The organism is Pseudomonas sp. AAC (assembly GCF_000725445.1).
Lineage (GTDB): Bacteria > Pseudomonadota > Gammaproteobacteria > Pseudomonadales > Pseudomonadaceae > Pseudomonas > Pseudomonas citronellolis.
The window spans coordinates 44,463-58,119 of sequence record NZ_KL647096.1; the positions used below are offsets into that span (position 1 = coordinate 44,463).

11 protein-coding genes are annotated in these 13,657 nt (G+C 69.4%); 7 read left to right on the forward strand and 4 right to left on the reverse strand.

What is annotated here, in order from left to right:
• Positions 1-26: 26 nt before the first annotated feature.
• Positions 27-2,450: a PAS domain-containing sensor histidine kinase gene (locus tag FG99_RS10085; protein WP_043269279.1), complete on the reverse strand. Its 2,424-nt coding sequence runs from the start codon at positions 2,448-2,450 to the stop codon at positions 27-29.
• Between the two features lie 142 nt (positions 2,451-2,592).
• On the opposite strand from FG99_RS10085, the gene FG99_RS10090 reads away from it, so the two are divergent.
• Positions 2,593-3,633 carry an alpha/beta hydrolase family protein gene (locus FG99_RS10090; RefSeq protein WP_043269281.1) on the forward strand — a complete coding sequence of 347 codons (1,041 nt, stop codon included), beginning with the start codon at positions 2,593-2,595 and terminating at the stop codon, positions 3,631-3,633.
• A 14-nt stretch (positions 3,634-3,647) separates the two neighbouring features.
• On the opposite strand, the gene FG99_RS10095 is transcribed toward FG99_RS10090, so the two are convergent.
• From FG99_RS10095 to FG99_RS10105, 3 genes are read right to left on the reverse strand one after another with little or no spacing between them, the layout of a single operon-like run.
• Entirely contained in the window at positions 3,648-4,406 is a 759-nt protein-coding gene (locus FG99_RS10095) for a DnaJ domain-containing protein (RefSeq protein WP_009615593.1), read from the reverse strand.
• Positions 4,407-5,081 (reverse strand): N-acetylmuramate alpha-1-phosphate uridylyltransferase MurU, encoded by a 675-nt coding sequence (gene murU / locus FG99_RS10100; RefSeq protein ID WP_043269283.1) that lies wholly within the window; start codon positions 5,079-5,081, stop codon positions 4,407-4,409.
• Complete coding sequence (locus tag FG99_RS10105) at positions 5,078-6,094, reverse strand: aminoglycoside phosphotransferase family protein (protein ID WP_043269285.1); 1,017 nt, start codon at positions 6,092-6,094, stop codon at positions 5,078-5,080. The genes murU and FG99_RS10105 overlap by 4 nt, the downstream gene beginning before the upstream one ends.
• 127 nt (positions 6,095-6,221) lie before the next feature.
• On the opposite strand from FG99_RS10105, the gene FG99_RS10110 reads away from it, so the two are divergent.
• The 6 genes from FG99_RS10110 (at position 6,222) to FG99_RS10135 (ending at position 13,639) form a co-directional block, all read left to right on the forward strand.
• Complete coding sequence (locus FG99_RS10110; RefSeq protein WP_043269287.1) at positions 6,222-9,023, forward strand: LPS-assembly protein LptD; 2,802 nt, start codon at positions 6,222-6,224, stop codon at positions 9,021-9,023.
• Entirely contained in the window at positions 9,004-10,296 is a 1,293-nt protein-coding gene (surA, locus tag FG99_RS10115) for a peptidylprolyl isomerase SurA (RefSeq protein WP_009615587.1), read from the forward strand. The genes FG99_RS10110 and surA overlap by 20 nt, the downstream gene beginning before the upstream one ends.
• A 131-nt stretch (positions 10,297-10,427) precedes the next feature.
• Complete coding sequence (gene pdxA / locus FG99_RS10120; protein WP_043269289.1) at positions 10,428-11,426, forward strand: 4-hydroxythreonine-4-phosphate dehydrogenase PdxA; 999 nt, start codon at positions 10,428-10,430, stop codon at positions 11,424-11,426.
• A gap of 170 nt (positions 11,427-11,596) precedes the next feature.
• Positions 11,597-12,406, forward strand: a complete 810-nt coding sequence (gene rsmA / locus FG99_RS10125) for a 16S rRNA (adenine(1518)-N(6)/adenine(1519)-N(6))-dimethyltransferase RsmA (RefSeq protein WP_043269291.1) — start codon at positions 11,597-11,599, stop codon at positions 12,404-12,406.
• A 28-nt stretch (positions 12,407-12,434) separates the two neighbouring features.
• Complete coding sequence (apaG, locus tag FG99_RS10130; protein WP_009615581.1) at positions 12,435-12,815, forward strand: Co2+/Mg2+ efflux protein ApaG; 381 nt, start codon at positions 12,435-12,437, stop codon at positions 12,813-12,815.
• Positions 12,815-13,639 (forward strand): symmetrical bis(5'-nucleosyl)-tetraphosphatase, encoded by an 825-nt coding sequence (locus FG99_RS10135; protein WP_043269293.1) that lies wholly within the window; start codon positions 12,815-12,817, stop codon positions 13,637-13,639. The genes apaG and FG99_RS10135 overlap by 1 nt, the downstream gene beginning before the upstream one ends.
• Positions 13,640-13,657: the final 18 nt, after the last annotated feature.

A 13,657-nucleotide genomic window follows, 5' to 3' on the forward strand; every position in this document is an offset into this window, starting at 1 on the left:
GAACAGACAAAACCGCGCCGGCCCCGTTACGGCCCCGGCTCCGGCAATTCCCCCGCATCCAGCGGCACGCGCACCCGCAGGCTGCTGCCCTCCCCCGGCTGGCTGTCGATCTCCAGCTCGCCGCCGAGCATCAGCACGCGCTCGCGCATGCCGACCAGGCCGAAGGAGCTGCCGCCCCAGGCCGCCGCGGTGTCGAAGCCGCAGCCATCGTCGCTGATGCTCAGGCAGAGTTCGTCGCCCTCCACCCGCAGGGCCAGTTCCACAGTATGCGCCTGCGCGTGGCGCATGACATTGGTCAGCGCCTCCTGGAGGATGCGGAACAACCCGATGGCCTTGGCGTCGCCCAGGCGCGGCGGGTTCTCCGGCACCTCCACCAGGCAGGGGATGCCGGTGCGCGTCTCGAAGCGCCGCGCCTGCCACTCCAGCGCCGAGCCGATACCGGCGTCGAGGATCGGCGGGGGCAGGGGCGAGGCCACGTCGCGCACCAGCTGGAACAGCTGGGCGATGAGCTTCTTCATGTTGCCCAGGCGCTCGCTCAGGCCGGGGTCCAGTTCGCCGTAGCCCAGCTCGCACATGGAAGTCTCCAGCTTGAGCACGGTCAGCACCTGGCCCAGCTCGTCGTGCACTTCCCGGGCGATGCGCGCCTTCTCTTCCTCGCGCACGCTCTCCAGGTGCGCCGACAGCTCGCGCAACTGCGCCCGCGATTGCGCCAGCTCCAGCTCGATCTGCTTGTTCTCGCTGATGTCCCAGACCACGCCGTCCCAGGCCAGGCGGCCATCGTCCAGGCGCCGCGCGGTGGCCTTGATGTCCACCCAGCGCGGCTCGCCGGAACGGGTCAGGATGCGCCCCTGCCAGTGCCAGTTCTTGCCGCCGGCCACCGCTTCCAGTTGTCTCGCGAGGTAGCCGTCGCGGTCGCCCGGGTGCACCAGGCCGAGGATGCCCAGGCCGCTTTCGCGCAGGTAGCCGGGGGAATAGCCCAGCGAGGCCTCGCTGCCGCCGCTGATGAAGCTGAGGTGGGCGAAGTCGGAGCCGCCCGGGGCGCTGGGCTCCAGGCGGAACACCAGGCCGGGGACGTTGGCGGCGATGCCCTGCAGGCGCGCCTCGCTCTCTTCCAGGGCGGCGCGGGCGCGGCGCCGCTCGGTGGCGTCGTTGAGGAACACCAGCAGGTATTCCGAGCCGCCGAAGCGCAGGAAGCTCAGCGACACTTCCGCCGGCAGCCACTGGCCGTCGGCGCGGCGCAGGTGGCTTTCGAAGCTCAGCGGGCCTTCTTCGCTGTTGCGCGCGCGGCGCCAGAGGTCGAGCCAGGCGTCCATGTCCAGGCCGGGCTCGAAGTCCGCCAGGGGCCGCTCGATCACCTCGCCGGGGGCGTAGCCGAGCATGTCCTCGGCGGCGCGGTTGGCGTAGCGCACGTGGCTGTCCCAGTTGACCCAGAGGATGCCCACGGTGCTGCTGTCGATGGCGAACTGGGTCAGGCGCAGGGCTTCCTCGGCCGCCTGGCGCAGCTCCATGTCGCGGCGCGCGGCGAGCAGGCGCTGCTCCAGCACGTTGCGCTGGTGGCGCAGCCACAGCGCGGTGGCCAGGGCCATGAGCAGCAACAGGCCGAGGAGGATGCAGAGGTTCTGCCAGAAGCCGGGGGACTGTCCCAGGCGCGGGTACTGCGGCTGCAGCCAGCGCTCGTGCAACTGGTCCAGCTGCTTGGCCGGCAAGGCGCGCAGGCTGGCGTCGAGGATACCGGCCAGCTCGGGCAGGTCGCGGCGGGTGGCCAGGCGCAACAGCTGCGGATAACCGATGTCGGCCAGCACGCGGAAGCCGGAGAACTCGACCTCGCGGCTGAGGCGGGCCAGGTGCGCCTCGTCGACCACCGCGTAGCTGGCCTCCTGGCCGAGCACCCGGCGCAGGGCTTCGCGGTCGCTGTCGGTGAGCTGCAACTCCAGGCCCGGATAGGTCCCGCGCAGGTAGTCAGATACCGCGCCCGGGCCGCGCAACGCCACGGGTTCGAGCGCGCCCAGGCGCTCCAGCTCCACGGAGCCGGGACCGTCGCGGAAGCCGATGAGCAGGCGCGGCACCCGCAGGTAGGGGTCGGAGAACAGCCAATCGCGCAGGCTGGAAGGGGTCTGGCCGAGCCCCGGGGCCAGGTCGATTTCGCCGGCGCGGGCGGCACGCTCCAGTTCGTCCTGGTCGGCATAGACGCGCCACTGCAGGCTCACCTGCAACGCGCCGGCGATCCAGTCGAGCAGCTCGACATGGGCGCCGGAGAGCTGCTGCAGGCGCCGGTCCTGCTGGGCGTAGGGCGCATCCAGGACCACGCCGACGCGCAGCTGCGGGTGCGCCTGCAGCCAGGCGCGCTGGGCGGCGTCCAGGGGCACGCCGGGCGGCGCGTCCTGCGCGGCGCCCCACAAAGGAATGCACAACAGGAACGCCGCCACGGCGTTCCAGCACAGTCGTCCCATGCCCGCTCCCCGAGAAAAAAGCGCGCCTACATTACCCCATGGCGGGGGGAACCCGGAAAGGCCGGCGCCTGACAAACCAGAAACAAGGGATTAGTCTGGCCGTTTTGCCAGGCCAGCCCGAGCCACGCAAGGAACCCGCCCCATGTCCCGTCCCGCACAGCCTACCCGCCTCGCCCTCTGCCTGGCCCTGAGCCTGGCGCCCCTGGTGCCGGGCTGGGCCGAAGACACACCGGCCAGCCCGCCCGGCCCGGCGGTGGCGCCGGCAGCGCCCGCGCGCCCGGCCCTGGAGGAACGCAGCCAGGACGAAGCCAGCGCCCTGCAGCAGCGCCTGCCACAGAAGCAGCAACAGACGCTGCAGGCCGGCGAGGAAAGCTTCCTCGCCCTGTGGCTGCCGGCCAACGCGCCGCAGGCAGAGGGCGTGGTGATCATCGTCCCCGGCGACGGCGAGAACCCCGACTGGCCGGTGGCGGTGGGCCCGCTGCGGCGCAAGCTGCCCGACGCCGGCTGGCAGACCCTCGCCCTCGGCCTGCCCGACCCGCAGGACAGCCAGCCGGTGCCGCGCAAGGAAAGCGCGGACAAGGCCGCCGCCGACAGCGACGCCGGCGCCAGCAGCAAGGACGTCCAGGGCGAATCCGGCGCCGCCACGCCCACACCGGAAAGCACCGCCGAAGCCGGCAGCGGCGAACCGGCCCAGGCCAGCAGCGAGGCGCCGCCGGCGCCGGATGCGGCCATCGAGCGGCGCAAGGCCTATGCCGACCGAGTCATGGCGCGCATCCAGGCCGGCCTCGACTTCGCCCTGCAAGGCAAGCCCAAGAGCATCGTCCTCCTCGGCCACGGCACCGGCGCCTACTGGGCGGCACGCTACCTGGCCGAGCGCGAACCCGGCGAAATCCACAACCTGCTGATAGTCGACGCCGAAGTGCCGCGGGACTTCCGCCCGGCGCTGGAAGACATGGTGCCGCGCCTGCAGTTGGCCACCGGCGACTTCTATTACAAGGACAGGCGCGTCGACCGCGACGCCGCCAAGGCCCGTCTGCAGGCAAGCCGGCGCGAGACCGGCAAGACCTACGTGCAGATCGGCATGAACGCCCTGCCGGCCGACCGCGCCACCGAGCAGGACCAGCTCTACCGGCGCATCCGCGGCTGGCTGTCGCTGCACATCAAGCAGGCGCCCGCCGAGTAAACCGGCCCCGAGCCCTAGCGGAAGCCGCGACGCTCGCGCACCAGGGCATAGGCCTGCTGGATCTCGCGGGTCTTCTCGGTGGCGGCGGCGATGCGCGCCTCGCCGGCGCCGGCCAGCTTGTCCGGGTGGTGCTGGCTGATCAGCCGGCGGTAGGCGCGCTTGATCTCCTCCACCGGGCTGTCGTCCTCCACGCCCAATAAACGCAGCGCCTGGCGATAGCTTTCCGCCCGGCTCGGCGGCGCGCGCAGGGCCTCGGCGCCGGCGGCCAGGGACAGCACGGTGGCGCGCGGCAGGCCGAAGCTCTCGCCCCAGCGCAGGATCAGCGCCTTCTCCGCCGCGCTCGGCGCGCCGGCCGCCCAGGCCATGCGCCAGCAAGCCTGCAGCAGGCCGTCGACGCTGGGCCGCAGGCCCCGACACTGCTGCACGCCCTCCTCCAGGCGCGGCCCGCCGTGCTTGCCGCGGTTGAAGGCATCGATGGCGCGCAGACGGCCGGCTTCGTCCAGGCCCAGGCGCAACATTTCCGCCCGCGCCTGCTGGATATGCGCGTCCTGCACGCGGCCGCGGCTCTTGGCCACGCGGCCGAGCAGGAGGAACAGCAGCTCCTCCTCCGGTACCCGCGCGCCGCCGCGCAGCTCATCGAGGAGTTCGCGCCAGCTGCGCCGGCGCAGGCGACGGTCCAGCACCTGGCCGAGCAGGCCGCCGAGCATGGCCCCGGGGATGCTCGCCAGCGCCCAGCCGGCGACTATGCCTATCAGGGTGCCCGGCCAGAACATTCAGCCGGCCGCCAGCAGACGTTCGACTTCGGCCAGGCGCTCGTGGGTGCCGACGTCCACCCAGCGCCCGCGGTGCAGCTCGCCGCTGACGCGGCCGGCGGCCATGGCCTCGCGCAGCAGCGGCGCCAGCCTGAAGGCGCCGCCCGTGCAGGCGGCGAACAGTGCCGGGTGCAGTACGGCGATGCCGCTGTAGGTGTAGCTGGGCTCGCCCTCGCGATAGTCGCTGGCGCGCCCGCCCTGCAGATGGAAGTCGCCGCGGGTGTTGTGCCCGGGGTTGTCCACCAGCACCAGGTGCGCCAGGTCGCCCTCGGCCAGCGCGCCCTGCAGGCGCGCGTAGTCGAAGTCGGTCCAGATGTCGCCGTTGACCAGGGCGAAGGGCGCCTCGCCGAGCAGCGGCAGGGCGCGGAAGATGCCGCCGCCGGTCTCCAGCGGCTCGCCTTCGGCGGAGTAGCGGATGGCGACGCCGAAGCGCGAGCCGTCACCGAGGTAGTCCTCGATCTGCTGCCCCAGCCAGGCGTGGTTGATCACCAGGTCGTGGAAACCGGCGCGGCGCAGGGCCAGCAGCTGGTGCTCGATCAGCGGCCGGCCGCCGGCCGGCACCAGCGGCTTGGGCGTGTGCAGGGTCAGCGGGCGCATGCGCTCGCCCTTGCCGGCGGCGAGGAGCATCGCCTTCATGGCGCCACCGGTTGCGGCAGCTCGGCGAGCAGCGCACCCAGGTCGGCCAGCTCGGGGCGGCGGGCGACGACGCTGTCGAGGTAGCGGAAGAAGCGCGGCACGTCGCCCAGGTAGCGCGGCTTGCCGTCGCGGTGGCAGATGCGCGCGAAGATGCCGATCACCTTCAGATGGCGCTGCACGCCCATCAGGTCGCTGGCGCGGAAGAACTCCTCGAAGGTCGGCGGCAACGGAATGCCGGCGGCCTGGGCCTTGCGCCAGTAGCGGCTGAGGCCGTCGTGCACGCGCGGCTCGGGCCAGCTGAGGAAGGCGTCCTTATAAAGGCAGGTGACGTCGTAGGTCACCGGGCCGTACACCGCATCCTGAAAATCGAGGATGCCGGGGTTCGGCTCGCTGAGCATCAGGTTGCGCGGCATGTAGTCGCGATGCACCAGCACCCGCGGCTGCTCCAGCGCGCTGCTCACCAGGCGGTCGCAGGTGCGCTGCCAGCGCGCCAGTTGCTCGCCTCGCAGCTCGATGTTCAGGTGACGGCCCAGGTACCACTCGGGGAACAGGCCCAGCTCGCGGCGCAGCAGCGCCTCGTCGTAGGCCGGCAGGCGGCCTTCGGCCGGCACCTGCTGGAAGGCCACCAGGGCATCCAGGGCATCCTCGAAGAGTTCCTCGGCGTTCTGCGGGTTGAGCACGTCCAGGTAGGTCTGGCGGCCCAGGTCGTCGAGCAGCAGCAGGCCCTGCTCCAGGTCCTGGGCAAGAATGCGCGGCACGTGCACCCCGGCCTCGGCGAGCATGCCGGCCACCTTGACGAAGGGGCGGCAGTCCTCCTGGGGCGGCGGCGCGTCCATGACGATCAGCGTGCGGCCCTCGCCCTGCCAGCGGAAATAGCGGCGGAAGCTGGCGTCGCTGCTGGCCGGGGTGAGCTCGGCGGGCGGCACCGGCCCCCATCCCTCGGCACTGAACACTACGGGTAAACAAGAGTCCAACCAGCGATTCAGGAGCTGGTAACGGGCATCCTCAGACATCTTTGGGGGTTCTCCACGGCCCTAGCCGTTGCGCGGGTCATGCTTTATTATCCAGCATCTTTTTGAGCCCATCGAGTGGCTATGGCCGAATCTGGCCGATGGCTCGCAGGAAGCCCGGATTAACAAGATGGCAGTGATTCTCCCCGTGTTCCGTAGAAAGTTCCCCTTACTGGTGACCGGTGGCCTGCTGGCTATGCAGCCGCTCGCTTCCTCGACCGCCACGGCGGCCGAACAGTTCAACTGCACCCCTTCCGGCGGCAGCTGGGACTGCTCCGCGCAGCAGCCGGCCAGCGCCCTGCCGCCGCGTCCGGAGCATACCGAAAGCTCGGTCAGCACCCCCGCCAGCGGCGGCGCTGAAGGCGCAGCCGTCGCAGGTGCGGCTGGCGGCGCCGAAGAGCCCAGGCAGAAGCTGGTCACCGAGAGCGGCGGCAAAGGCCTCAAGTCGCGCAGCGCCGACTACAGCCACCTCGACTGGGTCCCGCGGGAGAAGCTCACCGCCGCCCAGCTGGCGGAAGTCGGCCCGTACTGCAGCGGCGCCTACATCGAACCGACCCGCCCGGGCATGAACGACAAGACCCCGCGCGACGAGGCCCCGACCTACGTCTCGGCGAAGGTCTCGCGCTACGAGCAGGAGTCGCAGGTCGCGACCCTGGCCGGCAACGTGGTCCTGCGCCAGGGCAGCATGCAGGTGGAGGCCGACGAGGCCAACCTGCACCAGGCCGAGAACCGCGGCGAGCTGGCCGGCAACGTGCGCCTGCGCGACAACGGCGCGCTGATCGTCGGCGACCACGCCGACCTGCAACTGGACAACGGCGAGGCGAAGATCGACAACGCCGAGTACGTCATGCACCAGGCCCAGGTCCGCGGCAGCGCGCTTTACGCCAAGCGCCAGGAAGACGCCATCATCCAGCTCAAGGACGGCACCTATACCCGTTGCGAGCCGGGCAGCAACTCCTGGTACGTCAAGGGCAACAACATCAAGCTGAACCCGGCCACCGGCTTCGGCACCGCGACCAACGCGACCCTGCGGGTGAAGGACATTCCGGTGTTCTACACCCCCTACATCTATTTCCCGATCGACGATCGCCGCCAGTCCGGCTTCCTGCCGCCCACCCTGGGCAGCACCAGCGACACCGGCATGTTCGTGGTCACCCCGTACTACTTCAACCTGGCGCCGAACTACGACGCCACGCTGTTCCCGCGCTACATGGCCAAGCGCGGCCTGATGATGGAAGGCGAGTTCCGCTACCTGACCCACAGCAGCGAGGGCCAGATCACCGCCGCCTACCTGAACGACAAGGACGACGACCGCGAAGGCCAGCCGCACTTCACCGACCAGCGCTGGATGTACGGCTGGAAGAACACCAGCGGCCTGGATTCGCGCTGGCTGGCGCAGGTGGACTACACCAAGATCAGCGACCCGTACTACTTCCAGGACCTGGACACCTCCCTGGGCCTGGGCTCGCCGACCTACGTGAACCAGCAGGGCGCCCTGACCTACCGCGGCGACGACTTCACCGCGCGCCTCAACGCCCAGGCCTACCAGTTGGCCACCGTGACCGACGTGACGCCATATGACCGCCTGCCGCAGCTGACCCTCGACGGTCGCCTGCCCTACCACCCGGGCGGCCTGGAGTTCACCTACGGCAGCGAACTGGTGCGCTTCGACCGCGACCTGGACGAGGACGTCTACTTCGATACCGACGGCAACGTGCTCGGTCAGCGCCCGGACGTGAACATCTCCGGCCTGGCCCGCGCCACCGGCGACCGTGCGCACTTCGAGCCGGGCGTCAGCCTGCCGCTGGCCAGCAGCTGGGGCTTCCTGACGCCGACGCTGAAGGCGATGTACACCAAGTACGATCTGGACCTGGACGGCACCGGCAAGGCCCAGCTGAACAGCTCGACCAACTACGGCGAAGTCAGCTACGACAGCAGCCCCGACCGCTCGCTGCCGCTGGCCAAGCTCGACGGCGGCCTGTACTTCGACCGCGACACCACGTTCGGCGGCACCAAGTTCCGCCAGACACTGGAGCCGCGCGCCATGTACCTGTACGTGCCGTACCGCAACCAGGACAACCTGCCGAGCTTCGACACCGGCGAGTTCAACTTCAGCTACGACTCGCTGTGGCGCGAGAACCGCTTCACCGGCAAGGACCGCATCGGCGACGCCAACCAGCTGTCCCTGGGCGCCACCTCGCGCTTCATCGAGGACAACGGCTTCGAGCGCGCCTCCGTCAGCGCCGGCCAGATCTACTATTTCTCCGACCGCCGCGTGCAGCTGCCGGGCCTGACCGAGAAGTACATCCGCAACTACAACCTGGCGAACCCGAACAACCCGATCGACAACCCCGACGCGGACACCTGGCGCTCGCCCTACGCCCTGCAGGGCGTCTATCGCTTCAACCACGACTGGCGCCTGAGCTCGGACTACAACTGGAACCCCAACACGCACCACACCGACAGCGGCAGCGTGATGTTCCACTACCAGCCCGAAGCCGAGCCGCAGAAGGTGTTCAACGCCGGCTACCGCTATCGCGCGGACAGCAAGTCGTTCGACCCGAACCTCGGCCGCTTCAGCTACAACAGCGACGAGTACAAGATCGAGCAGCACGACTTCTCGGTCATCTGGCCGATCGTCCCGCAGTGGAGCGCGATCGCCCGCTGGCAGTACGACTACAACCAGAACCGCACCCTCGAGGCCCTCGGCGGCTTCGAATACGACAGCTGCTGCTGGAAACTGCGACTGGTCAACCGCTACTGGCTGAAGTACGACGACGACAACTTCTACACGTCCGACTCCAAGGCCGACCGCGGCATCTTCCTGCAAATCATCCTCAAGGGCCTTGGCGGCGTTGTAGGCAACCAAGTCGAAGGCTTCCTCGACCAAGGCATCCAAGGTTATCGTCAACGTGAAGACAGCTCTATGTAATGCCCTGCGCCCGCTGATGCTGGGCGCCCTGCTGGTCTGTTCCGCAGCCCATGCCGAAGTCACCCCGCTGGACCGTGTCGTGGCCATCGTCGACAACGACGTGGTCATGCAGAGCCAGCTCGACCAACGCCTGCGCGAAGTCCGCCAGACCATCGAGAAGCGCGGCGCGCCGCTGCCCCCCGAGCACGTGCTGACCCAGCAGGTGCTCGAGCGCCTGATCATCGAGGACATCCAGCTGCAGATCGGCGAGCGCTCCGGCATCCGCATCACCGACGAAGAGCTGAACCAGGCCATGGGCACCATCGCCCAGCGCAACAACCTGAGCCTGGACCAGTTCCGCGCCGCCCTCGCCCGCGACGGCCTGTCCTACGACGACGCCCGCGAGCAGGTGCGCCGCGAGATGATCATCAGCCGCGTGCGCCAGCGCCGCGTGGCCGAGCGCATCCAGGTCAGCGACCAGGAAGTGCAGAACTTCCTGGCCTCCGACCTGGGCAAGATCCAGCTCTCCGAAGAGTACCGCCTGGCCAACATCCTCATCCCGGTGCCGGACGGCGCTTCGCCGGAAACCCTCCAGGCCGCCGGCAGGCAGGCCCAGGAGGTCTACCAGCAGCTCAAGCAGGGCGCCGACTTCAACCAGCTGGCGATTTCCCGCTCGGCCGGCGACAACGCCCTGGAAGGCGGCGAGATCGGCTGGCGCAAGGCCGCCCAGCTGCCCTCGCCGTTCGACGGCATGATCGGCAGCCTGGCCGTGGGCGACGTCACCGAGCCGGTGCGCACCCCCGGCGGCTTCATCATCCTCAAGCTGGAAGAGAAGCGCGGCGGCAGCAAGATGGTGCGTGACGAGGTGCATGTCCGCCACATCCTGCTCAAGCCCAGCGAAATCCGCAGCGACGAGGAAACCCAGAAGCTGGCGCAGAAGCTCTACGAGCGCATCCAGAGCGGCGAGGACTTCGGCAAGCTGGCCAAGCAGTTCTCCGAAGACCCGGGCTCGGCGCTGCACGGCGGCGACCTCAACTGGGTCGATCCGGAATCCCTGGTGCCGGAATTCCGCGACGTGATGAACAGCATCCCGCAGAACCAGCTGTCCAAGCCGTTCCGCTCGCCGTTCGGCTGGCACATCCTGGAAGTCCTCGGCCGCCGCGCCACCGACAGCAGCGACAAGTTCCGCGAGCAGCAGGCAGCCCAGGTCCTGCGCAACCGCAAGTACGACGAGGAACTGCAGGCCTGGCTGCGGCAGATCCGCGACGAAGCCTACGTCGAGATCAAGCTATAAGCGCCCCGCGCGACACAGGAACCCGGCCCCGCGGCCGGGTTTCTTTTTATCCGCGCCCCACTTGGGCGTAGAGTGGGCCCATCCCGAACAACCCCGGCCGCCGGCGCGGCCGATGCTTAGAGACACCCGCCATGCAAGCCTCCAAGCCATTCGCCCTCACCCCCGGAGAGCCGGCCGGCATCGGCCCGGACCTGTGCCTGCTGCTGTCCCGCCAGGCCCAGCCCCAGCCGCTGGTGGCCATCGCCAGCCGGCAGATGCTGGCCGAGCGCGCCACCCTGCTGGGCCTGGACATCCAGCTGCTGGAAACCGGCCCAGGCCAGTGGCCGCAGGCGCCCGCCCCGGCAGGCTCGCTCTATGTCTGGGACACCCCGCTGGGCGCGCCGGTAGAAGCCGGCCAGCTCGACCCGGCCAATGCCGGCTACGTGCTGCAGACACTGACCCGCGCCGGCCAGGGCTGCCTGGACGGCAGCTTCGCCGGGATGATCACCGCGCCGGTGCACAAGGGCGTGATCAACGAAGGCGGCGTGGCCTTCTCCGGGCACACCGAGTTCCTCGCCGAGCTGACCCACACCCCGCAGGTGGTGATGATGCTCGCCACCCGCGGCCTGCGCGTGGCGCTGGTGACCACCCACCTGCCGCTGCGCGAGGTGGCCGACGCCATCACGCCCGAGCGCCTGGCGCGCGTCACCCGCATCCTGCATGCCGACCTGCGCGACAAGTTCGGCCTGGTCGAGCCGCGCATCCTGGTCTGCGGCCTCAACCCCCACGCCGGCGAGGGCGGCCACCTGGGCCACGAGGAAATCGACGTCATCGAGCCCACCCTGGAGCGCCTTCGCGGCGAAGGCATGCAGCTGATCGGCCCGCTGCCGGCCGACACCCTGTTCACCCCCAAGCACCTGGAGCACTGCGACGCGGTGCTGGCCATGTACCACGACCAGGGCCTGCCGGTGCTCAAGTACAAGGGCTTCGGCGCGGCGGTGAACGTCACCCTGGGCCTGCCGATCATCCGCACCTCGGTGGACCACGGCACCGCCCTGGACCTGGCCGGCACCGGCCGCATCGACGGCGGCAGCCTGCAGGTGGCGCTGGAGACGGCTTACCAGATGGCGGCTAGTCGGATTGATAGTTGAAGGCTGGAAGCTGGAAGCTGGAAGCTGGAAGCTGGAAGCTGGAAGCTGGAAGCTGGAAGCCAGGACGAAAGCGCATTTTTCGTACCAGCGCCAGGCTGGTAACATCGGCGTACGCGTCTTTCTCTTCCAGCTTCTAGCTTCAGGCTTCTAGCTGCTCCCTGGAACTCCCTATGTCTTCCGAGCTTTTCCAACATCGCGCGCGCAAGCGCTTCGGCCAGAACTTCCTGCACGACGCCGGGGTGATCCACCGCATCCTGCGCGCCATCACGCCCAAGGAAGGCCAGCACCTGCTGGAGATCGGCCCGGGCCAGGGCGCCCTGACCGAAGGCCTGGTGGACAGCGGCGCGCAGCTGGACGTGATCGAGCTCGACCTCGACCTGATCCCGCAGCTGAAGTGGCGCTTCGGCCTCAAGCCGAACTTCCGCCTGCACCAGGGCGACGCCCTGAAGTTCGACTTCGCCACCCTGCCCCAGGCCGGCGAGAAGCTGCGGGTGGTCGGCAACCTGCCCTACAACATCTCCACGCCGCTGATCTTCCACCTGCTGGAGCACGCCGGGATCATCCAGGACATGCACTTCATGCTGCAGAAGGAAGTGGTCGAGCGCCTGGCCGCCGAGCCCGGCGGCGGCGACTGGGGCCGGCTGTCGATCATGGTCCAGTACTTCTGCAAGGTGGACTACCTGTTCACCGTCGGCCCCGGCGCCTTCAACCCGCCGCCCAAAGTGGAGTCGGCCATCGTCCGCCTGGCGCCCTACGCCGAGCCGCCGCACCCGGCCAAGGACCACCGCCTGCTCGAACGCATCGTCCGCGAAGCCTTCAACCAGCGCCGCAAGACCCTGCGCAACACCCTGCGCAGCCTGATGTCCATCGAAGACATCGAGGCCGCCGGCGTCGACCCCAGCCTGCGCCCGGAACAGCTGGACGTGGCCGACTTCGTGCGCCTGGCCAACCGCCTGGCGGAACTGGCCCCCGAGCAGTGAAACCCTCGACGAGACGCCCGAGCCGAGCATGAGCGATCCCCGATACCAGATTTCCGTCAGCGTCACCACCCGCCACCTGCCCGAGCAATCGCAGCCGGAGCAGCAGCGCTACGTCTTCGCCTATACGGTGACCATCCACAACCAGGGCGAGCAGGCGGCCAAGCTGCTCAGCCGCCACTGGATCATCACCGACGGCGACGGCCACGTGCAGGAAGTGCGCGGCGCCGGCGTGGTGGGCGAGAAGCCGCTGATCGAGCCGGGCACCAGCCATACCTACACCAGCGGCACCGTGCTGGCTACCAAGGTCGGCAGCATGTCCGGCAGTTACCAGATGGTCGCCGCCGATGGCCACCATTTCGACGCCGAGATCCCGGTGTTCCGCCTCGCCGTGCCTGGGGCGCTGCACTGATGGCCACCTACGCCGTGGGCGACCTGCAGGGTTGCCTGGAGCCACTGAAACAACTGCTGCAGCGGGTTGCCTTCGACCCCGCCCGCGACAAGCTGTGGCTGGTGGGCGACCTGGTCAACCGCGGCCCGCAGTCGCTGGAAACCCTGCGCTTCCTCTACGCCATGCGCGATTCGGTGGTCTGCGTGCTGGGCAACCACGACCTGCACCTGCTGGCCGTGGCCTACAACGCCGAACGCCTGAAGAAGGCCGACACCCTGCGCGAGATCCTCGAGGCGCCGGAGCGCGACGACCTGCTCGACTGGCTGCGCAACATGCCCCTGGTGCACCACGACGCCCAGCGCGACGTCACCCTGGTGCACGCTGGCATCCCGCCGCAGTGGAGCATCGAGAAATCCCTGCAGCGCGCCGCCGAAGTGGAGGAAGCCCTGCGCGACGACCAGCGCCTGCCGCTGTTCCTCGAAGGCATGTACGGCAACGAGCCGGCCAAGTGGGACAAGAAGCTGCACGGCATCGACCGCCTGCGGGTGATCACCAACTACTTCACCCGCATGCGCTTCTGCACCCCCGACGGCAAGCTCGACCTCAAGAGCAAGGAAGGCCTGGATACCGCGCCGGCCGGCTACGCCCCCTGGTTCAGCTACCCCGAGCGCAAGGCCGCCGGGCGCAAGATCATCTTCGGCCACTGGGCGGCGCTGGAAGGCCAGTGCGACGTGCCCGGCCTCTACGCACTGGACACCGGCTGCGTATGGGGCGGTAGCATGACCCTGCTGAACGTCGACAGCGGCGAACGCATCGCCTGCAGCTGCGCCGGCAACGCCGGCTGAGCCCACCCACAGAGCAGA